Consider the following 22,047-nt stretch of genomic DNA (forward strand, 5'->3'; position numbering starts at 1 on the left):
TATATCCATATAAAAACCATCCTCTCCAACGTTCTGGAAAGGATGGTTTTATTGATATTCTAGTCTTCAAGCGGAAACAGATGCTTCGTATAATAAATATTATTGATAAAGTCCGCAGACTGATATTGTTTTAATGCTTCTTCGCTTAAATATTTACGGAAGAAACTACTTTTCTTAAAGTCTGTCATATGTGCTTTTGAATCAAATTGCAGCACGTAAGCGTAAGTTTCACCACGTACGGGTTTAAGTAATCGCAAAGCATGATAGCCTTCATATCGGTATAAGTCTTCAAGAGGTAGTTCATGAGTATCGAATACGTCTTGTCTTGCGTTACTGACAACAAAGTATATCATTAACATCGGCAGCTCAAGCAACACTGCATCTTGACGAATAACATCGAATGTCTGTGGTGCACTGAATAACGTTTCTTGATCTGTTTCTTCATATAAATACGTGTTATCTTCTGCAACAAAAGTAAAGATATCACGTGTTTTATTGTTATTAACAATTTGTTTAAGAAAATATTCTGTTCCATACGTAATATACGTTTTCATCACAATTCCTCCTTTATATACACTACCCGATTTTAAAGGATATATGTCAGTTTTATGACATTGTTTAATAATAGTTATTCTAATCTGTTTGTATGATAAAATCGAGTATATATTAATAGTAGGGGGAAATACGCTTGAATCAATTTAATGACACTATCTTAAGAACTGCACGTGGAGAGAAGACGGAGCATACACCGGTATGGTTTATGCGTCAGGCCGGGCGTAGTCAGCCGGAATACCGAAAGATTAAAGAGACGCATAGCTTATTTGAAATTACGCACGATCCGGAGCTGTGTGCTTATGTAACAAAACTTCCGGTTGATCAATATAATACAGATGCTGCAATTTTATATAAGGATATAATGAGTCCGCTTGGTGCTATTGGTGTGGATGTTGAAATCAAATCGGGTATCGGTCCTGTTATCGATAACCCAATCCGTTCAAAGAAGGATGTAGAAAAGTTAGGTGAAATACATCCAGAACAGGATGTGCCTTACATTCTTGATACGATTAAATTATTAACGACTGAACAGCTAAATGTTCCTTTGATCGGTTTTACAGGCGCACCGTTTACATTAGCGAGCTATATGATTGAAGGTGGCCCTTCTAAAAACTATAATAAGACGAAGGCAATGATGTATGAAGCACCTGAAGCATGGCATTTACTGATGGAGAAACTCGCAGATATGTGTATTACATATACACATGCACAAATTGATGCAGGATGTAAGATGATCCAAGTATTTGATTCATGGGTAGGTGCATTAAATCGTGCGGATTATCATACATTTATTGCACCACACATGGAACGCATATTTAAAGAAATTAAAGCGAAAGGTGTACCGGTCACAACGTTCGGAGTTGGTGCAAGTCACTTAATCCAAGAGTGGAACGCATTACCTGTAGATGTATTAGGGCTCGACTGGAGATTACAGATTGAAGAGGCACGTCAGTTAGGTATTACAAAGACACTTCAAGGTAACTTAGATCCCGCGATCCTTATGGCGCCATGGGAAGTAATTGAGTCTCATCTTAAGCGTATTCTAGATCAAGGACTACAATCAGATAGCTACATCTTTAACTTAGGTCACGGCGTATTTCCAGAAGTACAACCAGATACGTTAAGACGTGTAAGTGCGTTTGTACATGATTATTCACGCGCTTATAAATCAAAATCATAAAGGGGAATTGACTTATGACAAAAAAAGGGCTACTTGTAATGGCATATGGTACGCCATATACAGAAGAAGATATTGAACCATACTATACACATATACGACGCGGTAGAAAGCCTAGTGAAGAAGCGCTGCAGGATTTAAAAGATCGTTACAAAGCAATCGGTGGAATCTCTCCGCTTGCAGGAACGACTGAACGTCAGGCTGAAGCACTTGTGCAGGCTTTAAATGAAAGAACAGGTGAAAATTATCAACTGTATATCGGTTTAAAGCATATCGCACCATTTATCGAGGATGCAGTGGACCAAATGGCGAAAGACGGAATTACAGAAGCGGTAACGATAGTACTTGCACCACATTATTCGAACTTTTCAGTCGGCAGCTACAATAAACGTGCACGTGAGATTGCAGAAACGAAAGATATTAAACTGTATCATGTAGACGCATTCTACAAACAGGAGAAGTTTATTCAGTACTGGACAGAACAAGTAAATCAGACGCTTTCACATATCCCTGAATCTGAGCAGGATGATACAGTACTTATCGTAAGTGCGCACAGTCTTCCAGAGAAGATTAAAGAGATGGGAGATCCTTACCCAGCTCAGCTAGAAGAAACGGCACAGCTGATTGAACAACAATCAGACATTAAACATGTAGAAACAGGCTGGCAGTCTGAAGGGAATACGCCTGATCCTTGGCTCGGTCCGGATGTTCAGGATTTAACCAGAGCAATCTATGAAGAGAAGCATTATCAGCATTTTATCTATACACCAGTGGGATTCGTATGTGAGCATCTGGAAGTGCTCTATGATAATGACTATGAATGTAAAGTCGTATGCGATGAACTCGGTGTCAAGTATCATAGGCCACATATGCCAGACACGCATCCATTATTTATCGGTGCGATGGTAGACGAAATAGTATCAGTAATTAATTCATAGAAAAGAGCTGTTATATTATGAAGAAGTGTGCAATTATCGGAGCGGGTATCACTGGACTGTCAGCTGCATATTATCTTGGACAGGAATCACCCGATTTTGAGATTGATATTATTGAAGCAAGTGATGTTCCAGGCGGTAAGATTAAAACATATCGCAAAGATGGTTATACGATTGAATTAGGACCAGAATCTTATTTAGGTCGAAAGAAAATCATGACAGAACTTGCCGCAGATGTTGGAATGAAAGATGATCTTGTTGTCAACAATACAGGCCAGTCTTATATATATGCAAAGAATAAGCTCCATCCGATACCAGGAGGTGCTATTCTCGGCATCCCTACTGAACTGCGCCCTTTTATTACAACAAGATTGATTTCACCAATTGGGAAAGTTCGAGCAGGAATGGATTATATCATCAAACCGAAACCGATGAATCCGGATGTTTCAGTCGGAGCATTCTTTAGACGTCGTCTCGGCAATGAAACACTTGAGAATCTTATTGAACCCCTGATGTCCGGTATATACGGAGCGGATATTGATAAACTGAGCTTGAAGTCAACATTTCCGGACTTCAAGAAGACAGAAGAACGTCATGGCAGTTTAATAAAAGGGATGCGCCGTAATCGTAGAGAGACGAAATCAGCACCAAAACAAGGGCAGTTTCGTCAGTTCAAAAACGGCTTGCAAAGTTTTATAGAGCGTCTTGCTGAAGTGCTTGTCGACAAAGGGGTTACAATTAAATATAACCACAAAGTTGAAGCGATTAATAAGACTTCACAAGGCTATGAGATCACAATGAATGGTGAAACTCATTTTTATGACAGTGTTATTGTAACTGTACCACATACAGTGTTTAAAGACTGGTTTAAGGATGGACCGCTAGATTATTTCCAGACGATGAAAACGACAAGCGTAGCAACAGTCGTAATGGCCTTCGATGAATCACAGGTAAATAATAAGGAGAACGGCACTGGATTTGTTATCGCACGTAATTCAGATACAGTTATTACTGCATGTACTTGGACAGATAAAAAATGGTCTCATGCAGCACCTAAAGGTAAGACGTTACTGCGTGCCTATGTAGGGAGACCGGGAGACACTGTCGTTCAAGATCATGATGACGCAGCTATTGTTAAGCTTGCCCGTCAAGATCTAGACAAGATGATGGAAATTACTGGAGAACCAGAGTTCTCTATCGTTACGAGACTCTATAACAGTATGCCGCAATACGAAGTAGGACATATCGATAAGATCCATGCGATTCAGCACTACGTATCGACACATTATCCTGATTTAGTGATTACGGGTGCATCATTTGAAGCAGTTGGATTACCTGACTGTATCTCACAGGCGCAAAAAGCGGCATTAAAGATTGCACATCGTTAAGAGGAGGGCAATATGAAATTCATTCATAACAACAATATAACAGACCCAACAATCAATCTTGCAATGGAAGAGTATGTATTAAAGCATCTGCCAAAAGATGACTCATATTTCTTATTCTATGTGAATGAACCTTCTATTATTATTGGTAAGAATCAGAATACATTTGCAGAGATTAATCAATCCTATGTCGATGAACACAACATTCATGTAGTACGCCGTATATCTGGCGGTGGTGCAGTGTATCATGACCTTGGTAATCTTAACTTTAGTTTCGTCACTAAAGCAGATGAAGATAGTTTCCATAACTTTAAGAAGTTTACGATACCAATCGTAGAAGCGTTAAACGGTCTAGGAATTGACGCTGAAATGAGTGGTCGTAATGACCTGCAAGTCGGTGAACGTAAAATATCCGGAAATGCAATGTTTCAGTCGGGAGATCGCATGTTCAGCCATGGAACGTTAATGCTGGATAGTGATATTGAAGAAGTTGTCAAGAGCTTGTCAGTTAACGAGAAGAAGCTGATTACAAAAGGTATTAAATCTATTCGTTCACGTGTGGCTAATATTCAGGAGTTTCTTGATGAACCAATGGATATGGAAACGTTTAAGAAAACGTTACTCCATTCAATATTCAAAGGTGAATCAGTAGAGCAATATTTTCTGACAGATGAAGACTGGAAGCAGATTGAAGCACTCAGTAACGAAAAGTATCGTAACTTCGACTGGAATTATGGTAAGAATCCGAAATATAATTATGAAGTTAAACAGAAGTTTCCAGGCGGAATGCTGGAGCTTAAAATAGATGTAAGAAATGGTATTATGCAAGATGTTAAAATTTACGGAGATTTCTTCGGTGTCGGAGAGATTGCAGACGTAGAAGCGATGTTAAAAGGATTGCCGCACCAAAAGCAGGCTGTCGAAGCACAAATCGAGAAGATAGATTTTACTCATTATTTTGGCAAAGTGACAGCGGAAGAGTTTTTAAGTTTAATCGCAATATAATATAAGAGCGTATGTTCACATAATAACAGTGAATATACGCTCAATTTATTATTACGGTGTTCAATTATAGTTCCTCCAGCGCCTTTAGTTCATTTGTATAATTAAAGAAAGCTTCCTTGTCATCATGTATCAGCGCCTCATCAATCTTTACTTTCAGTTCTTTAATATGATGTGATTTCACTGCATCATCGATAATTAATTCAATGTAAAGTGAATTTAGATTTGATACGAATGTTTCCAGACCGCTTAGCTGTGCTTGATATTGGTTCATGTTAATGACCTCCTTAAGTGATTATAAATGAGTATAAAGTAGTAAAAACAAAATTGCAATATAATTCTGAAAATTTAAATTATTATATATAACACTATAGCCTGCTCGCAATAAATTTAAACGTTAACAATGATATATTTAAAAAAAATATAAGAAAAATAAAAAAATGTAAAGTTTTTTAAATTTTTTGACAATTTAACAAATGTTAAAAAAATTCACGTATAATAAAGCTAACATTCGTGAGATAAGGAGATTAATGATGGCGAAATATATTATTACAGAACGTACAATGTATATTAAAAGTCATTTTGAAAAGAAGAAGCATCTGTCGCTCGTCGGAGAATTTAATGAAACTCCATTTATCGTAGAAGAACGACCGCTCTCAATTATAGAGTCCTCATGTGTTTTCTACCATTCATCTTATAATAACCGTAAGCTTGCGACAAAGCTCATTGCCAATATTACGACGAAACCCCCTGTAGTTGTTGACCCCGTATGTAATGCCTATTTCTTCCCGACCCATAGCGATCGTTCTAAAGAACAAAGCTGGATTAACTTGCAATATGTCGATTATTATAAAGAAGGGGAGTTTCTAGATACAATCGTCTACTTTGATGATAAGTCGAATATCTCTGTACCAATCAGTAAGTATGTGTTTAATTCACAGTTCATCAATACCATTAAGCTGGAATACTCACTTAGGACAAAGCTTAAGAAACAAGATCGACTACATAAACTCAATATAGATGAACAAATGAACCCAAAACTCATCGAAATACTATCGATGTATTCATTACTGAGTTAATAGTGTAAAAGTAGCATAAAAAAATTTGCTAAAACTATTGACCAATTGCTTTGAATTGATATAATAGTATTTGTTGATTAATTAATCCACAGTAGCTCAGTGGTAGAGCTATCGGCTGTTAACCGATCGGTCGTAGGTTCGAGTCCTACCTGTGGAGCCATGGAGATGTACTCAAGTGGCTGAAGAGGCGCCCCTGCTAAGGGTGTAGGTCGGGTAACCGGCGCGAGAGTTCAAATCTCTCCATCTCCGTTATGAAGAACAAGGCGTTCGCCTTGTTCTTATTTTTATGTTTCGATGCATCTCACATTTAAAGATGCAGAAGAATATATTATTGTTTATAAAGATTTTATTATATTAATGCAAAATAAGAGGTTATTTACACTTTTTTAATATTGCATTCACAAAACTAAAGTGCTATATTATATAAGTACTCGTTTTTGAGACATTATTTATTATTATCGCGGGATGGAGCAGTCTGGTAGCTCGTCGGGCTCATAACCCGAAGGTCGGTGGTTCAAATCCGCCTCCCGCAATTATTAGTGGTCCCGTGGTGTAGCGGTTAACATGCCTGCCTGTCACGCAGGAGATCGCGGGTTCGATTCCCGTCGGGACCGCCATGTTTGGCTCAGTAGCTCAGTCGGTAGAGCAAAGGATTGAAAATCCTTGTGTCGGCGGTTCGATTCCGTCCTGAGCCATATTTTAATTTTATTATACAAGGCGATTGTGGCGAAGTGGTTAACGCATCGGATTGTGGTTCCGACATTCGTGGGTTCGATTCCCATCAGTCGCCCCATTGTTAAGCGGGTGTAGTTAAATGGTATAACCTCAGCCTTCCAAGCTGATGTTGTCGGTTCGATTCCGATCACCCGCTCCATTGATCCACAGTAGCTCAGTGGTAGAGCTATCGGCTGTTAACCGATCGGTCGTAGGTTCGAGTCCTACCTGTGGAGCCATAAGGCCCCTTGGTCAAGCGGTTAAGACACCGCCCTTTCACGGCGGTAACACGGGTTCGAATCCCGTAGGGGTCATATAATCAGAAGTGAAATATCGCTTCTGATTTTTTTATTAGGAAGGTTGTCCGAGCTGGCCGAAGGAGCACGCCTGGAAAGTGTGTAAACGCTAACCGCGTTTCAAGGGTTCGAATCCCTTACCTTCCGCTAACTGAGATTCTTTTTGCGAAAAGAATCTCTTTTTTACTATAATTATTTAATGTGCAATACATTTAATGGATGTATAAATTATGAATAAACTAACGATAAAAGGTGGGCGTCATGCAAGATAAATTCTCAACACGAAAGGTTCTCGCGAATCTTACATATCCAGTACGATATAAAAGATTCTCTAAGATCTTTAAACGAATTAAAAAATCTGAACGTAGATTCTTTATAAAGTTGCTGAAAGTAATTTGTAAGGATATAAAGAATAAAGAGATGATCTATTTCGCTTCTTATAGTCAGATCAACTTAAATCAGTCAGGATTAATTCTATTGCTTAATGACAGAATCGTGCTCATTCATAGTAAACCAAAATCAAAGCGTAAGTATTATGATATTATTCCATATCATAATGTCGAAGATGTAGATTTCGAGAAACAAGAAGATAGTTTTGGGAATTTATTCTTAAAGGTCAATCGTGAACATTTAAGTGATAAGTCTTATACGATTCGTATGATTAAGAACGATGACTTGCCTGAAATGACACAGTTTATTAGAATAAAAATATCAGAAACTAATTTTGGAGGATAATATGACGAATATCGATAAACTTGTATCATATGCAGAATTAAAATTAGGTCAAATTGGCATGGATTATAGAGAACATCATGGTGAAGAAGAAGCACATGAGATTGAGCCTTCTTCATACGAAGTGAGTGGAACAAACATTATTGTGCATTATCACTCAGATCAATATACAATCGATTTGAATCAAGCAGGTTTAAAAGATGCGGTAACAGAAAGCGATACACAAGAAGTTGTGGATCGTTTAAACGAATTCTTTGACCATGCGTAAAATGTTATTATAAGAAAGAGCGATGTTAGAAAAGAAATTTTCTAACATCGCTCTTTTTATTGATAATATTAAATTGCTGTCAGGCCGGCCAGGTAAAGACCAAGTGCAAACAGCAGACCAAATACTGTATTGAACTGTCCAGTTACTTTCATCGCTGGCATCAGTTCAATCGGTGTATTACCGTGTAAGAATCGACGTACTGCCTTAATCGGTAAGTTAAAGCTCAGAAGTACAAGTAACATAAATAGCGAACCGTATGGCTTCGTAAATACTAAGTAGAAGACTGCGAGAAAACTGACAAGGTAAAGTGCAGCCATCGTATAGATTGCAAGCGTCTTACCGACAAGAATAACGAATGTCTTTCTGCCGCTTACTTTATCTTTCACGCGGTCACGAATGTTGTTTGCCATATTGATCATACCGATATTAATAGATACAGGGATGCTGGCGATTGCAGGATAGGCATGTAAGTGACCTGTCTGAATATAGAACGTAATCATAATGATGACATATCCCATAAAGAAGCCTGCGAAGATTTCTCCGAACGGTGTCCATGAAATTGGTACTGGTCCTCCTGTATAGAAGTAACCGACAGCCATACATAATATTCCGACAAACAGAATGAGCCATGATGAGTTTGCACAGATGTAGATACCGATGATTGCTGCAATAATATAGAATGCTACTGCGAGATTGTAGACCGATTTCGAAGACATTCCGTTACGTACAATCGCGCCTCCGATACCGACCGATGTATGATCATCTAAACCACGTTTATAATCAAAGTATTCATTGAACATATTTGTTGCTGCCTGAATTAAGAGACATGCGATGAGCATCAATATCAGCATATCCATGCGTATTTCTGTAAAATATCTGGCACAGGCCGTCCCCACTAATACAGGAACGAAGCTTGCAGTTAACGTGTGTGGACGCATAAGGTGATAGTACTTTTTTAGCCCGCTATGGGTTTGAAGATGTTCCGACATTTTATATACCTCATTTATTATGTGATGATTAAATTTTATGCATAAAATACGTTTCAGTCAATAAGTATATAAATTGTCATAAGTCTATAGAATAATGGTAAAATAGGAATTATATTATTTCGTTTAGAAAGAAGTGTTTTTTTGTGCCAGTAGATCTAACTTTGAAGGCGATATATCAATACCCTTATGAAGGTGTGACTCACGAAGCTGCAATCTTCCGTCACTTTGCCGAATATAAAGGGGAAAGATATCTATATATTAATAAAGAGAAATCATTAAAGATTATCGGTATCGGGGTTCAGTCGTTGATTGCACGCAGTACGATTGATCCAGTAGGTGTAGAAGCGGCGTTTCATAAACAAACCGCGGATGCGCAGCTTCATGGGGATTCCAAACTGCATTTGAAGCTGTTCGGAGGATTTTATTTCGATGAAGCAGAGAGTCCGCACTTCGATACGTTCTCTAAAAGCCATTTCGTAATCCCGAAGATACAGATTATCATAGAAGAAGCGGCGTCATGGATCATCTTTACGGACCCTGCGCTTGACCGTGAGCGCATATGCAGTGATCTCATGTCGCTCCCTTCAGTGGATATTCAGCACAATGCGCTTGTTCACAGTGAAGATGTGGAATTAGACAAATTCCGATTGAATGCGATAGAGGCGATTCAAAAGATGCAGCAAAGTGCATTCGATAAAGTAGTGCTGTCTCGTAAGCGACAACTGACGATGACGTCACCGATTGAAGTTGAGACGTTAATTGATGCAGCGTCACGTAATCACGAGCTGAGCTATACGATGGTGATGGAGTCAGGGAGTAAGACATTTATCTCTAAGACGCCAGAGCAGCTCGTCGCAGTTAAGGACAGTGTCATCTATACGAATGCAATCGCTGGAACGATGCCGAAGACAGTAAGTGATGCTAAAGATTTACTTCAGAGCGATGAGAAGAATCTTCATGAACATCGTATCGTCGTACAAAGTATTGAGCAGGACTTAGCGCCTTTTAGTCAGAATATTATTATGAAAGATTATCCTGAAATTCTCGAGAATCAATTTCTCTATCATCTTTATACTCCGATCAAAGCAAAGCTGAATAACGGCAGTACGCTACGTGTCACACGTGCACTGCATCCGACACCTGCGCTAGGCGGTTATCCGAAAATTGAGGCGATGGCATTTCTAGAAAAAGCAGGAGAGCACCGCGGTCTATATGGTGCACCAGTCGGCTATGTGGATGCTCAAGGTGACGGTGAGTTTATCGTTGCGATTCGTTCGATGGTTATTGAGGACAATCGTGCGATACTGTTTGCTGGATGTGGGATTGTTGAAGATAGTGAAGTTGAGAGTGAAGTGTATGAGACAGAGATTAAATTTAAACCGATGTTACAAATGTTAGGAGTGCCACATCATGAATGATGCATTGACGCAACAAGTATTTCATTTAGTTAAACGTATGCGTGATTACGGGATTGAAGAGGTTGTGATTTCACCGGGATCGCGTTCGACACCATTAGCCATCGCCTGTGAACTGCATGAGCAAATGACGACCTATATTCATCCGGATGAACGTAGTGCCGCTTTCTTTGCGCTTGGGCTGATTAAGGCAACAAATAAGCCTGTTGCGATATTATGCACTTCTGGTACTGCTGCAAGCAACTACGTACCGGCAGTTACAGAAGCGTTTATCAGTCATCTGCCGCTTGTTGTGCTGACGAGCGATCGTCCGCATGAACTGCGCAATGTCGGTGCACCACAAGCAATCAATCAAGTCGGAATGTTCCAGAACTTCATCATGTATGAACGTGACTTTCCAATCGCAGATGATACGACAGGCACTGTAAACTTCATCGAACACGTGATGCAGCAGGCAAGTGCACATTTCAAAGGGCCGATGCGTGGGCCTGTGCATTTTAATATACCTTTTAGAGAGCCACTGATGCCAGACATAAAACAGAAGCATCTGCTCAGCTATATGCCTGTCCCAGAAGTGCTCTACCAAAAGTCCTTTAATGTACACCTCATGCGTCCAGTACTTTCGTTAGGTAATGGATTAATTATCGCAGGAGATGCACAGCAGGAAGATTTGACGCAGCTGCTTATCTTCTCGACGATACATCATATTCCGATAATTGCAGATCCGCTTAGTCAACTGCGTGATACACGACATCCGAACGTGATAACGACCGGTGATAGTGCGTTTAAAGCATTGACCAATGTTCAGCCAGGCTACGTCATTCGTGTGGGCCACGCTGTCGTATCAAAGCCGATCAATCAGTGGCTGGCAGCGCTTGATGTCCCGCAAGTACTGGTGCAGTCACGCACGACACCGGATACTTTCCCGAAAGTGCCGGATCTCTTTATTGAGATGACTGCTAATGATTTCTTCAGACAGCTGGCAGAGGAGCAGCCTGTTGATAACCGAGAATGGCTTAAATACTGGCAGACGCTGAATGACTTCATTACCAATCAGATTCATCAGCATACCCAAGTTGTGACGGACGAAGGTCGTGCCATCTATCATATCTTCAGTCAGATAGAAGACAATGAAGTGATCTTTCTCGGCAACAGTATGCCGATACGTGACTGTGATACATTCTTTACCCAGTTTAACGGCAAACCCTTCTGTAATCGCGGTGCGAACGGTATTGATGGCGTTGTCAGTACGGCGATGGGGATGGCAGTTCACAAAAAGGTCACGCTCATTATCGGTGATATATCGTTCTACCATGATCTAAACGGCCTCATTATGAAGAAGCTTGAAGGCATCAATATTAATATCGTCGTGTTCAATAATAATGGTGGTGGCATCTTCAGCTACTTGCCACAAAAAGAGGACGGCACGTATTTCGAGCGATTGTTTGGTACACCGCTCGACATCGACTTTAAACATGCAGCGGCACTCTATGAATTTAACTACTATAAATATAATGTGTTCGATAACATTACACTGCCAAAAAGCGGGGCAAATATTATCGAAGTCATTACCGACCGAGAAGAGAACTTAAATGCACATAGACAGCTGCAGCATACCTTAAAGGAAAAGCTCAATGCTGAACTATAAACGCATTACGCATAACCACTCCGATGTCCTTGTCATGATTCATGGGTTTCTCGGTAATGTACATACCTTTGAACCTTACATTGCCAAGCTTGAAGAACATGTTGATATCATACTGGTTGAATGTCCAGGGCATGGAGAAGGAAGTGACTTTAAAGCAACGTGGGACTTTCCATATATCAGTCAGGCGCTCATTGAAACTATCGCGCAGTTTCACTATAGCAACGTCTACTTATATGGTTACTCGATGGGTGGACGCATTGCACTGTATACAGCCATCCATTATAGAGACTATATTCATAAGCTCATATTAGAATCATCGACACCAGGACTGGAAACAACAGACGCACAAATAGCGCGCATTAAACAAGACTTACAGCAGTCAGCATCAATGATAACGGATTACGCAGCTTTCGTTAAACGCTGGGAACAGTTACCGCTGTTCAAGACATACCATCCATTATCACACGTTGCTGAAGTAAGACAGCGCAATACACGACTCAATCATGAACCATTAGCTGTCGCGAAAGCACTGATAGATTACGGAACAGGGAAGCAGCCAAATCTCTGGCCACATTTACCTGAGCTTAAACAACCCGTACTATTACTGACCGGTAGTCTTGACACGAAGTTCTGCACTATCGCAAAGCGCATGCATACAATGCTGCCAAACAGCACACATACAATAATTGACGCAGGTCATACAATTCATGTGGAGAATTCACAAATATTTGATACAATAATAGTATCGTTTATCAAGGAGGAAAATCATGACTAGAGTTTGGGAAACAATTAAAGAATATAACGAAATTAAATACGAATATTTCGAAGGAATCGGTAAGATTACAATTAACCGTCCTCATGTACGTAATGCATTTACACCGAACACAGTAATGGAAATGATCGATGCATTCTCACGTGCACGTGACGACCAAAGAATTGGTGTTATCATCTTAACAGGTGAAGGCGATATGGCATTCTGTTCAGGTGGAGACCAGAAAGTACGCGGACACGGCGGATACGTAGGAGACGACAACATTCCACGTCTAAACGTTTTAGATCTTCAACGTTTAATCCGAGTTATTCCTAAACCAGTTATTGCGATGGTACGTGGCTATGCAATTGGTGGCGGACACGTATTACACATCGTTTGTGACTTAACAATTGCAGCAGATAATGCACGCTTCGGACAAACTGGACCGAAAGTAGGATCATTTGATGCAGGATACGGTTCAGGTTACTTAGCACGTATTGTCGGACATAAGAAAGCACGTGAAATCTGGTACTTATGCCGTCAATATGATGCGCAAGAAGCACTAGATATGGGACTTGTGAATACAGTTGTACCATTAGCTGAAGTAGAAGATGAAACAGTGAAATGGTGTAAAGAAATCTTACAGCACTCACCAACAGCATTACGCTTCTTAAAAGCAGCGATGAACGCGGATACTGACGGATTAGCTGGACTTCAGCAGTTCGCAGGAGATGCGACATTACTTTACTACACAAGTGATGAAGCGAAAGAAGGCCGTGACGCATTCAAAGAAAAACGCGAGCCAAACTTCGATCAGTTCCCGAAATTCCCATAAAGAGAGGTTGGAACTAATGTGTTCTGACCCGAAGCAAAACCCGGATAATGCTAAGAAAATGCTTTTTGTTTTCTGCGTTATCCGGGTTTTGCCGCATGGGGCAACATTTGTTCCACCGTTTATTGGATTGCAAGTTTATATTTTAATCTTTATACAAAAGGATGATGGTCATGGAGTGGCTAAAGGATAGTGCGACTAAAGTGCCGCATAAGACAGCGATAATCTATAACGACGATACAATTACATATGCAATGTTATATAGACATGCACTGAAAGTTGCACATGCGCTACATCATTATAACCGTATCGCGTTAATTGCAGAGAATACACTGGTTAATGTCTATATGATTCACGGTGCGATGCTTGCCGGGACTGAAATTGTGATGATCAACAAACATCTGACTGCAGCTGAAGTTGTGCGACAAATGAAGTCGGTGCAAGTCGATACGTTGTTTACGACTAAAGAAATGAATATAGACGCTATAAATACGAATACTTTTGTAAACGATGCGCTGCGTGCACATACGACTTATACACCAGTTCAGAATAATAAAGATGATATATTATCGATTATGTTCACGTCCGGTACGACAGGGGTACAAAAAGCAGTGCCTCAAACTTACGGTAACCACGAGGCAAGTGCTGCACTATGCAAGCAGACGTTTACGTATTCTAGTCAGTCCGTATGGCTTGATACACTGCCACTCTTCCATATTAGTGGGCTCAGCATATTGCTGCGCGCGGTAATGGATCATTGTACGGTCGTACTGCATGATGGATTTCATGAGGCTCAGATCATAGACGATCTGAATACATATAAGGTGACTCATCTATCGCTCGTCCCTCAGACACTTGAACGATTATTACATCATGGCCTTGAGCCATCCTATTTACAAGGAATTCTGGTAGGGGGCGCGAAACTGGATGAACGTATATTAACACAATCGCTTAAACGCAATCTTCCAATCTATACGTCGTTTGGAATGACTGAAACATGCTCTCAAATGATCACAGCAACGCCTGATGATATCGCACAAGCCCGTAATAGTGTCGGACGCATCAATGATAACTTTAAACTGTTTGACTGTGTAGATGGCATCGGTGAAATTGGCGTGCGTGGTGAGCATGTGATGCACGGTTATTTATATCCTGAACAAGCAAACGTTCACGCCTTTCGTGACGGATTCTTTATGACAGGTGATATTGGCTATATTCAGGACGACTACTTATATATATTAGACCGCAGGAAAGATCTGATTATATCAGGTGGGGAGAATATATACCCGAGTGAGATAGAGCAAGTCATATTAAACAATACAGAAATTCATGCAATAGCTGTTATACCAAAAAGTGATGCACAGTGGGGACAAGTACCGGTCTGTGTATATGAAGCGGATGACGATCTGGATGAGAAGATTATAAATGTCCTATGTGACCGTCTTGCGAAATATAAACATCCGAAACAATTTATCAGAACAGATTCACTCATACGCACATCAAACGGTAAAGTATCACGTCATAAAGTGAAGGAATGGTTTGATGGAATGTACTGAGCTTAATTTATATACATATGAAGCACCATTCAAAGTACCGATTAAGACAAATCTCGTTCAGATGAATGAACGTAAAGTGCTTGTAGTAGGCGTTGTTATCGACGGTGTGGAATATTTTGCTGAAGTAAACAGCTTTGAGACACCATGGTATCATTACGAGACGATTGCAACATCGATTGATAACTGTACAGATATCTTTAATAGCGTAAAGCATATTGATATACCCTCGATCGAAGCATTGCAGCCTTACTTAAAAGTGGATGCCCCGAACGCAAGCAGTGCATTTGATGTCATTGCCTATCAATATTTCAATCCGTTAAAGAGTGTTACTGTACCAATCGGTGAGACACTGCATCAAGGGGTTTCTTCATTTAATCATGATTCAAAGCGCATAAAACTAAAGATGCATCATAATATTGCCGAACAGGTGCAAACGATACGTGAGTCCAGCAATATACCGATTGTAATCGATGCGAACGGACTGTTACAGGAAGATCACTTCGAATTACTTAATACACTATCACAATACGACATATCATATATCGAACAGCCGTTTAAGCACATTAAACTGTACGATGCATTACTGAAACGTCACCCGCATATTCCACTGGCCATCGACGAAAGTGCAACAGATCGTCAAACGATTCAAGCATTTAGAGATATCGGTGTGACGACAGCAGTCGTTAAATATAGTCGTATCGGCGGTATTACGAAAGTACAGTCATTACCGAAGCAAATGACTTACGTATCAGGAGGGATGTATGAATTTGGTCTCAGCAAATATGTTACAGCGATGCTTGGAGAACAGTTTGGCACAGTGCCTGACGTTACAAAGAGAGGCACTTATTTTGAGCATGATTTTACAACGTACGATGAAGCAGTATCAGACGGCTGTTTAACAATGACACCGCCCGTAGTACAGAAAGAACAATTAACACAACTATAAGAAACGCTCACTACAATGATGTAGTGAGCGTTTTACTCTAACGTTCTTTCTTCGGTGGTACCGGATCAAATCCTCCTGGATGGAAGGGATGACATTTGAGAATGCGCTTCACGGTTAAGTAGCCACCTTTCATTGCACCATGTGTTTCTATTGCTTCTAATCCATATTGAGAACATGTTGGATGGAAGCGACACGCAGGGGGTGTCATCGGCGATATAAACTTACGATAAAACTTAATCAAGGTTAATAATAGTTGTTTCATAACATTCCTCTATTCTTCACTGTACATCTGCACATTCGTTTCATTAAGTTTCGAATATTCTGTCGTCTGCTCCATTATGATCTCAATAGGTTTATTCCCATGCTTGCCACTCACTTTCAATTTGAAGTTGAGGGTCTCTGGATCATATTGCGCATTATACGTTATGTCATAGCTGCCGCTCTCAACAGTCAAGTCAGTAATATCATTAAATACTTTAATCTGGTTCATACTTGATTGATGAAACCCATATTGATAAAGGGCTAACAGCGCTTTAGACTTACCCTTATAGGTTAATCTATTGTCCTCTTGCTTTACATTATCAATCGTTGGTTTTATGACATCCTGTAGTAGGTGCGTAATATTTACAATCTGTGACTGCACACCTGAGAAGTAATCATTATCTGCCTGACGTGCACGATAATTCAAATACTTCGCTTTCGGATATGTTGTAACATCTCCATTATCTAAATTAAAGATAACAGATTTCACATCATATTTCGCATGATTAGACTTAGCGTCTATCTTGAGCGCACTTTCATTGATGGAATCATATTCAGAGTCAGTCGTCTGTGTAAACTTTGTCGTGAACTTATCATACATCGCAATCGTTTCATTCTCAGAATGAAGTGTTAAGCTTTCTGTATTCTTAACACGCTGCTGAAGCTTTGTTAATAGTTCATCGTTCGTCAGCTTCTTTTCTTGTTCTTTCGTTGAACAACTTGCGAGAATTAATGCTAAAATAAATATAACTACAGAAAATTTCTTCATCAAATAACCTCTTAATAATAATAGATTGGAGACTGCTATGGAATTTCATGACCATGCCGGAAATAAAGTCTTACTGACTTTAAATGATCAGCCGGATAGCGATAATAAACATGTACTTATCATAACAAATTATAACGGGAAATACTTACTCACGCATAATAAATTTCGTGGTGTGGAGTTTCCAGGTGGCAAAGTTGAACAAGAGGAGACGTCACTAGAAGCGGCAAAGCGCGAACTGTATGAAGAGACAGGCGGAATAATCGATACGATACGCTATATTGGGACATACACTGTTTATGCAGGGAAGCCATTTAAGAAAGACGTGTACTATGCACAAATTAAACATATAGAAGAACAAGACGATTATATGGAAACGAACGGGCCAGTGATCGTGACAAAACTTGATGAAGTGGCAGAGAGCGATAAAAGCTTTATATTAAAAGACGACTGCGTCAACTATATCGTAGGGATATTACAGAAAGATGGGGAATATGATGTTCAATAGAACGAAGATTAACGCACAACTCGGTGGCATTCCTTTTGAGACGTTTGACTATCAATCAGATGACTATATCGTTAAAGCAATGATCTATGAACCGAAACACGTGAAACGCATCGTCATCTACTTAAGAGGCGGGAAAGGTGCAGTCGGAACGGTTAGACCAGCGAGACTGATGCAGTTTGCGTATAAGGACACACTGGTTGCAGCACCTTATTATCGCGGTACACACCAGAATGGTCAAGATGAATTCGCAGGTGCAGATAGAGAAGACGTCTATGCACTTGTAAGACTGTTAAGAGCACAGTACGACGTACCGATACACTTCGTTGGATTTTCGAGAGGCGGAATACAAGGGTTAGTAACGTATCAGGAAGCTGACGTGACATCCTTTATCACATGGGGAGGAGTGTCGAGTATCTACTATATGTATGATGAACGACAAGATCTTCGCAGTATGCTGAAACGCCTTGTCGGACCAATCAGTAACAAAGCGGCGTATGACCGACGAGAAGGGATTAATCTCGTAACGAAAGATAGCCCGCCAATCATGATTGTACATGGTACAGAAGACAAACTTGTCAGTATAGAGCATGCATATATGCTGATCGATAAATTAAAACAGCTCGGAATTAAGCATAAAGTGTTATTTATTGAAGGGGAGCAGCATGTGATGCGTCCAGACAATGAACGCTATGTATTACAGGAAATTGAAAAGTGGATGGAAGAAGTGGAAAGGGAAATAAAATCATAATATAGTAGATGAAAAAAACGCCACTTTAAAAAAAGCGACGTTTTTTTGTGCTATCCTCTAAAATTAAATCCACCTTTAGTTTCGATTTCAGCGGACTTCTCACCAAACTTCTTAAAGTTCTCCTGGAAGCGTAATGCCAAGTCTTTTGCTTTCTCATCATAAGCATCTTTGGATACCCATGCATGACGGGGATACAGAATCTCTGCCGGTACACCTGGTACATGCTTCGGAATATTAAGTCCGAAGATTTCATCCTGATGATACTCAACTGTCTTCAGTTCGCCGCTAATCGCACGTCGAATCATAGAACGTGTATGCGTTAAGTTCATGCGGCTACCGACACCATACTCTCCGCCAGTCCATCCTGTATTCACAAGATAAACTGCTGCATCATGTTTATCGATTAGATCCCCTAACATGTTCGCATATACTGTCGCATGTAACGGTAAGAACGGTGAGCCGAAGCATGTAGAGAATACCGGTTGTGGGCTTGTTACGCCACGTTCAGTTCCTGCTAATTTAGATGTAAATCCACTTAAGAAGTGATACATCGCTTGTTCTTTCGTTAATTTAGAGATTGGAGGTAACACACCGAACGCATCAGCAGTTAAGAAGATGATTGTATTCGCGTGTCCTGCAATTGATGGTAGAACGATATTATCGATATTATCGATTGGATAAGCTGCGCGAGTATTTTCAGTTAAAGATTTATCCGTGTAGTCCGGCACACCTTTTTCATCGACCTTAACGTTCTCGAGGATGGCACCGTAACGAATTGCGTCGTAGATCTGAGGTTCTTTCTCACGAGATAAGTCGATCGTCTTCGCATAGCAACCGCCTTCGATATTAAACACACCGTTGTCATTCCATCCGTGCTCATCATCACCGATAAGTTTACGCTGTGGATCTGCAGATAGTGTCGTCTTACCAGTACCAGATAATCCAAAGAATAACGCAACGTCCTTATTCTCACCGACGTTTGCTGAACAGTGCATGCTCATAATGCCTTGTGTCGGTAATAAGTAGTTCATCACACCGAAGATACCTTTTTTCATTTCGCCGGCGTATTCTGTACCACCAATTAAGATGATCTTATGACGGAAACTTGTAATGATGAATGTTTCAGATTTCGTTCCATCAACTGATGGATCAGCCTTAAAGTGTGGTGCAGAGATAATTGTAAAGTCAGGTGTAATGTTTAGTCCTTCTTCCGTTGTTTCAGGACGGATAAACATTGTACGTGCAAATAAGTTATGCCAAGCAAGTTCGTTCACAACGCGTAGTTGTAGTTGGGATGATTTATCAGCACCTGCATAGCCTTGGAATTCATAGATCTTTTCTTTTTTGCTTAAGTAGTCTGTCACTTTATCCAGTAAGTTTAAGAATACTTCTTCTTCGATAGGCTGGTTGATTGTACCCCAGTCGATGTTATCTTCAGTTTCAGCTTCACGCACGATGAACTTATCTTTCGGTGAGCGTCCAGTATATTTACCGGTTTCGCTACGTACCGCACCGGATTCTGTTAACACACCTTCACCGTTGAATAGAATTTCCGTAATCAATTGTGTTCTTGATAATTGACGTTCTAGATTTCCAGTGTTTAATTTGCTCAGTTGCTCAATTACTTGAGTATTTTCCCCCATGGTCAGCCTCCAAAAAGTTATTGTTCTGCTTTTGTAAGCAGTTTCATGAAATAGTATAACATATCAATTTGAAGGTTTCATATAAATTATGTATAATCTTTATATTCGAAATTATTCAGAAAATTTCTGATATATGCGGTATTGTTGACAGTGAACATAAAGTTTAGTAATATCTAACTTGCGGATTCTCTTATCCAGAGTGGTGGAGGGACATGGACCCTTTGAAGCCCAGCAACCCTTAACAATGTGTTAAGTAAGGTGCCAAACCGTTTGCAGATTAATTTCTGAACGATAAGAGTAGAATGGTCGTTTATTGTGCCTTCTCTCTTACTAGGAGAGAAGGCTATTTTTTTATAGTCCCGTAATTAAATTCAAGGAGTGTAATATATATGACAGACCGTAAATTATTTACATCAGAATCAGTAACAGAAGGACATCCGGATAAGATTGCTGACCAGATTAGTGATGCTATCTTAGACGAAATCCTAAAAGGAGATCCTAAAGCACGTGTTGCTTGTGAAACATCTGTAACAACAGGTATGGCGTTAATCGCAGGTGAAATCACAACGTCAACGTATGTTGATATTCCTAAAGTCGTGCGTGAAACAGTTAAAGAAATCGGTTATACACGTGCAAAGTTTGGTTATGACTTCCAGACGATGGCAGTGCTGACGGCAATCGATGAGCAGTCACCAGATATCGCTCAAGGTGTGGATAAAGCGTTAGAAGATCGTGATTCATTAACGGATTCTGATATTGAGTCAATCGGTGCAGGTGACCAAGGTTTAATGTTCGGATTTGCTTGTAACGAAACAGAAAGCTTAATGCCATTACCAATTTCTTTATCACATGAACTTGCACGTCGTTTAACAGAAGTACGCAAAGACGGTACGTTAGATTATCTACGTCCAGACGGTAAGACACAAGTTACTGTTGAGTATGATGAAGCAGGGAAACCGAAACGTATCGATACGATCGTTATCTCATCTCAACACCATGAGAAGATTGAACTTGAACAAATTCAGGAAGATATTAAAGAACACGTGATCAAGCCGGTTGTTCCAGCGGATTTAATTGACGATGAAACAAAATACTTCATTAATCCAACGGGTCGTTTCGTAATCGGTGGTCCTCAAGGGGATGCGGGTCTTACAGGTCGTAAGATTATTGTAGATACGTACGGTGGTTATGCACGTCACGGTGGCGGTGCATTCAGTGGTAAGGATGCTACTAAAGTAGACCGTAGTGGTGCATATGCAGCACGTTACGTTGCGAAGAATATCGTAGCAGCAGGTCTTGCGGATAAGTGTGAAGTACAGTTAGCTTACGCTATCGGTGTAGCACAGCCTGTATCTATCTCTGTTGAAACTTATGGTACTTCAGACTACACGGAGCAGCAGCTTGTTGAAGCGGTACGTAAAACATTTGATTTACGTCCAGCAGGAATTATCCAGATGTTAGACTTACGTCGTCCAATCTACAAACAGACAGCAGCGTATGGTCACTTCGGTCGTACTGATGTTGACTTACCGTGGGAAGCGACAGATCGCGTCGATACATTAAAAGCCAATTTATCATAATAATAAAAGCTGTAAACCAATGAGGTTTACAGCTTTTATTATTATTCTTCAGTTGTCTCTTCTTCAGTAGATTCTTCAGTGCTTTCCTCTTTTGCTTCATCTTCAGTTTTAGCATCATCTGATTTCTCTTCATTACCACAAGCTCCTAGTAGTAGAGTTGACGCGAATGATCCTGCCAGTAACATTTGTTTGTACTTTGCCATTATCAAAACCTCCAATGTAGTTTGTCCGAGTATAGGTATGGACACTGCAAGTATTCCA

The 22,047-nt window shown here is 40.1% G+C and carries 23 protein-coding genes, 10 tRNA genes and 1 riboswitch; of the genes, 26 read left to right on the forward strand and 7 right to left on the reverse strand.

Annotated features, from left to right (window positions below):
* Window positions 1–59: 59 nt before the first annotated feature.
* The gene (locus QNJ52_RS08835; RefSeq protein ID WP_283722344.1) at window positions 60–554 is read right to left on the reverse strand and encodes a hypothetical protein; all 495 of its coding nucleotides are present in this window, start codon (window positions 552–554) and stop codon (window positions 60–62) included.
* A 134-nt stretch (window positions 555–688) separates the two neighbouring features.
* On the opposite strand from QNJ52_RS08835, the gene hemE reads away from it, so the two are divergent.
* Genes hemE through lplA form a run of 4 tightly spaced genes read left to right on the forward strand, consistent with a single transcriptional unit; the run spans window position 689 to window position 5,057 of the window.
* Window positions 689–1,735: a uroporphyrinogen decarboxylase gene (hemE, locus tag QNJ52_RS08840; protein ID WP_283722346.1), complete on the forward strand. Its 1,047-nt coding sequence runs from the start codon at window positions 689–691 to the stop codon at window positions 1,733–1,735.
* Between the two features lie 14 nt (window positions 1,736–1,749).
* The gene (gene hemH / locus QNJ52_RS08845; protein ID WP_283722347.1) at window positions 1,750–2,670 is read left to right on the forward strand and encodes a ferrochelatase; all 921 of its coding nucleotides are present in this window, start codon (window positions 1,750–1,752) and stop codon (window positions 2,668–2,670) included.
* A 14-nt stretch (window positions 2,671–2,684) separates the two neighbouring features.
* The gene (gene hemY / locus QNJ52_RS08850; protein WP_283722406.1) at window positions 2,685–4,055 is read left to right on the forward strand and encodes a protoporphyrinogen oxidase; all 1,371 of its coding nucleotides are present in this window, start codon (window positions 2,685–2,687) and stop codon (window positions 4,053–4,055) included.
* A 12-nt stretch (window positions 4,056–4,067) separates the two neighbouring features.
* Entirely contained in the window at window positions 4,068–5,057 is a 990-nt protein-coding gene (lplA, locus tag QNJ52_RS08855; RefSeq protein ID WP_283722349.1) for a lipoate--protein ligase, read from the forward strand.
* 64 nt (window positions 5,058–5,121) lie between these two features.
* Here the strand turns inward: lplA and QNJ52_RS08860 are convergent, their stop codons facing one another.
* On the reverse strand, window positions 5,122–5,328 hold the full coding sequence (locus QNJ52_RS08860) for an IDEAL domain-containing protein (RefSeq protein ID WP_219492904.1): 207 nt from the start codon (window positions 5,326–5,328) through the stop codon (window positions 5,122–5,124).
* Between the two features lie 259 nt (window positions 5,329–5,587).
* Between QNJ52_RS08860 and QNJ52_RS08865 the strand changes: the two genes are divergently transcribed.
* The 13 genes from QNJ52_RS08865 (at window position 5,588) to QNJ52_RS08925 (ending at window position 8,143) form a co-directional block, all read left to right on the forward strand.
* Complete coding sequence (locus QNJ52_RS08865) at window positions 5,588–6,133, forward strand: competence protein ComK (RefSeq protein ID WP_219492903.1); 546 nt, start codon at window positions 5,588–5,590, stop codon at window positions 6,131–6,133.
* Window positions 6,134–6,218: 85 nt separating this feature from the next.
* Window positions 6,219–6,293, forward strand: a tRNA-Asn gene (locus tag QNJ52_RS08870).
* A gap of 1 nt (window position 6,294) precedes the next feature.
* Window positions 6,295–6,382: transfer RNA gene (locus tag QNJ52_RS08875), tRNA-Ser, on the forward strand.
* Between the two features lie 210 nt (window positions 6,383–6,592).
* Window positions 6,593–6,666, forward strand: a tRNA-Met gene (locus tag QNJ52_RS08880).
* A gap of 8 nt (window positions 6,667–6,674) precedes the next feature.
* Window positions 6,675–6,750 (forward strand) — tRNA-Asp (locus QNJ52_RS08885).
* Between the two features lie 5 nt (window positions 6,751–6,755).
* A tRNA-Phe gene (locus QNJ52_RS08890) sits at window positions 6,756–6,828 on the forward strand.
* 22 nt (window positions 6,829–6,850) lie between these two features.
* A tRNA-His gene (locus QNJ52_RS08895) sits at window positions 6,851–6,926 on the forward strand.
* Window positions 6,927–6,933: 7 nt separating this feature from the next.
* Window positions 6,934–7,007 (forward strand) — tRNA-Gly (locus QNJ52_RS08900).
* A gap of 4 nt (window positions 7,008–7,011) precedes the next feature.
* A tRNA-Asn gene (locus QNJ52_RS08905) sits at window positions 7,012–7,086 on the forward strand.
* Window positions 7,087–7,089: 3 nt separating this feature from the next.
* Window positions 7,090–7,161, forward strand: a tRNA-Glu gene (locus tag QNJ52_RS08910).
* 40 nt (window positions 7,162–7,201) lie between these two features.
* Window positions 7,202–7,290, forward strand: a tRNA-Ser gene (locus QNJ52_RS08915).
* Window positions 7,291–7,404: 114 nt separating this feature from the next.
* A complete protein-coding gene (locus tag QNJ52_RS08920; RefSeq protein ID WP_219492901.1) occupies window positions 7,405–7,878 on the forward strand; it encodes a PH domain-containing protein in 474 nt (157 codons plus the stop codon).
* A gap of 1 nt (window position 7,879) precedes the next feature.
* Window positions 7,880–8,143, forward strand: a complete 264-nt coding sequence (locus QNJ52_RS08925; RefSeq protein WP_120786840.1) for a hypothetical protein — start codon at window positions 7,880–7,882, stop codon at window positions 8,141–8,143.
* Between the two features lie 68 nt (window positions 8,144–8,211).
* Here the strand turns inward: QNJ52_RS08925 and QNJ52_RS08930 are convergent, their stop codons facing one another.
* On the reverse strand, window positions 8,212–9,132 hold the full coding sequence (locus QNJ52_RS08930; RefSeq protein WP_283722350.1) for a 1,4-dihydroxy-2-naphthoate polyprenyltransferase: 921 nt from the start codon (window positions 9,130–9,132) through the stop codon (window positions 8,212–8,214).
* A 143-nt stretch (window positions 9,133–9,275) separates the two neighbouring features.
* Between QNJ52_RS08930 and QNJ52_RS08935 the strand changes: the two genes are divergently transcribed.
* From QNJ52_RS08935 to QNJ52_RS08960, 6 genes are all read left to right on the forward strand, one after another.
* The gene (locus QNJ52_RS08935) at window positions 9,276–10,550 is read left to right on the forward strand and encodes an isochorismate synthase (RefSeq protein WP_283722351.1); all 1,275 of its coding nucleotides are present in this window, start codon (window positions 9,276–9,278) and stop codon (window positions 10,548–10,550) included.
* Window positions 10,543–12,195 carry a 2-succinyl-5-enolpyruvyl-6-hydroxy-3-cyclohexene-1-carboxylic-acid synthase gene (gene menD / locus QNJ52_RS08940; RefSeq protein ID WP_283722352.1) on the forward strand — a complete coding sequence of 551 codons (1,653 nt, stop codon included), beginning with the start codon at window positions 10,543–10,545 and terminating at the stop codon, window positions 12,193–12,195. Before QNJ52_RS08935 ends, menD begins: the two co-directional genes overlap by 8 nt.
* Window positions 12,182–12,970 carry a 2-succinyl-6-hydroxy-2,4-cyclohexadiene-1-carboxylate synthase gene (menH, locus tag QNJ52_RS08945; protein ID WP_283722353.1) on the forward strand — a complete coding sequence of 263 codons (789 nt, stop codon included), beginning with the start codon at window positions 12,182–12,184 and terminating at the stop codon, window positions 12,968–12,970. The genes menD and menH overlap by 14 nt, the downstream gene beginning before the upstream one ends.
* Complete coding sequence (gene menB / locus QNJ52_RS08950; RefSeq protein ID WP_198549578.1) at window positions 12,960–13,781, forward strand: 1,4-dihydroxy-2-naphthoyl-CoA synthase; 822 nt, start codon at window positions 12,960–12,962, stop codon at window positions 13,779–13,781. The genes menH and menB overlap by 11 nt, the downstream gene beginning before the upstream one ends.
* Before the next feature lie 170 nt (window positions 13,782–13,951).
* A complete protein-coding gene (gene menE / locus QNJ52_RS08955; RefSeq protein ID WP_219492894.1) occupies window positions 13,952–15,334 on the forward strand; it encodes an o-succinylbenzoate--CoA ligase in 1,383 nt (460 codons plus the stop codon).
* Complete coding sequence (locus QNJ52_RS08960) at window positions 15,321–16,280, forward strand: enolase C-terminal domain-like protein (RefSeq protein WP_283722407.1); 960 nt, start codon at window positions 15,321–15,323, stop codon at window positions 16,278–16,280. Before menE ends, QNJ52_RS08960 begins: the two co-directional genes overlap by 14 nt.
* 37 nt (window positions 16,281–16,317) lie before the next feature.
* Here QNJ52_RS08960 and yidD read toward each other — a convergent pair whose 3' ends face one another.
* Complete coding sequence (gene yidD / locus QNJ52_RS08965) at window positions 16,318–16,542, reverse strand: membrane protein insertion efficiency factor YidD (RefSeq protein ID WP_219492891.1); 225 nt, start codon at window positions 16,540–16,542, stop codon at window positions 16,318–16,320.
* A gap of 9 nt (window positions 16,543–16,551) precedes the next feature.
* A complete protein-coding gene (locus tag QNJ52_RS08970) occupies window positions 16,552–17,310 on the reverse strand; it encodes a hypothetical protein (protein WP_219492889.1) in 759 nt (252 codons plus the stop codon).
* A 37-nt stretch (window positions 17,311–17,347) separates the two neighbouring features.
* On the opposite strand from QNJ52_RS08970, the gene ytkD reads away from it, so the two are divergent.
* Window positions 17,348–17,815: an RNA deprotection pyrophosphohydrolase gene (gene ytkD / locus QNJ52_RS08975; protein WP_283722354.1), complete on the forward strand. Its 468-nt coding sequence runs from the start codon at window positions 17,348–17,350 to the stop codon at window positions 17,813–17,815.
* A complete protein-coding gene (locus tag QNJ52_RS08980) occupies window positions 17,805–18,563 on the forward strand; it encodes an alpha/beta hydrolase family protein (protein ID WP_219492886.1) in 759 nt (252 codons plus the stop codon). The genes ytkD and QNJ52_RS08980 overlap by 11 nt, the downstream gene beginning before the upstream one ends.
* A 50-nt stretch (window positions 18,564–18,613) precedes the next feature.
* Here QNJ52_RS08980 and pckA read toward each other — a convergent pair whose 3' ends face one another.
* Window positions 18,614–20,206, reverse strand: coding sequence for a phosphoenolpyruvate carboxykinase (ATP) (gene pckA / locus QNJ52_RS08985; protein WP_219492884.1), 1,593 nt, complete (start codon window positions 20,204–20,206; stop codon window positions 18,614–18,616).
* A gap of 187 nt (window positions 20,207–20,393) precedes the next feature.
* Window positions 20,394–20,504: riboswitch (SAM riboswitch) on the forward strand.
* Window positions 20,505–20,595: 91 nt separating this feature from the next.
* Here pckA and metK point away from each other — a divergent pair.
* Complete coding sequence (metK, locus tag QNJ52_RS08990) at window positions 20,596–21,786, forward strand: methionine adenosyltransferase (RefSeq protein WP_219492882.1); 1,191 nt, start codon at window positions 20,596–20,598, stop codon at window positions 21,784–21,786.
* Window positions 21,787–21,827: 41 nt separating this feature from the next.
* Here the strand turns inward: metK and QNJ52_RS08995 are convergent, their stop codons facing one another.
* On the reverse strand, window positions 21,828–21,989 hold the full coding sequence (locus QNJ52_RS08995) for a hypothetical protein (protein ID WP_283722355.1): 162 nt from the start codon (window positions 21,987–21,989) through the stop codon (window positions 21,828–21,830).
* Between the last annotated feature and the right edge of the window lie 58 nt (window positions 21,990–22,047).

It is taken from the genome of Macrococcus sp. S115 (assembly GCF_030067655.1).
Lineage (GTDB): Bacteria > Bacillota > Bacilli > Staphylococcales > Staphylococcaceae > Macrococcoides > Macrococcoides psychrotolerans.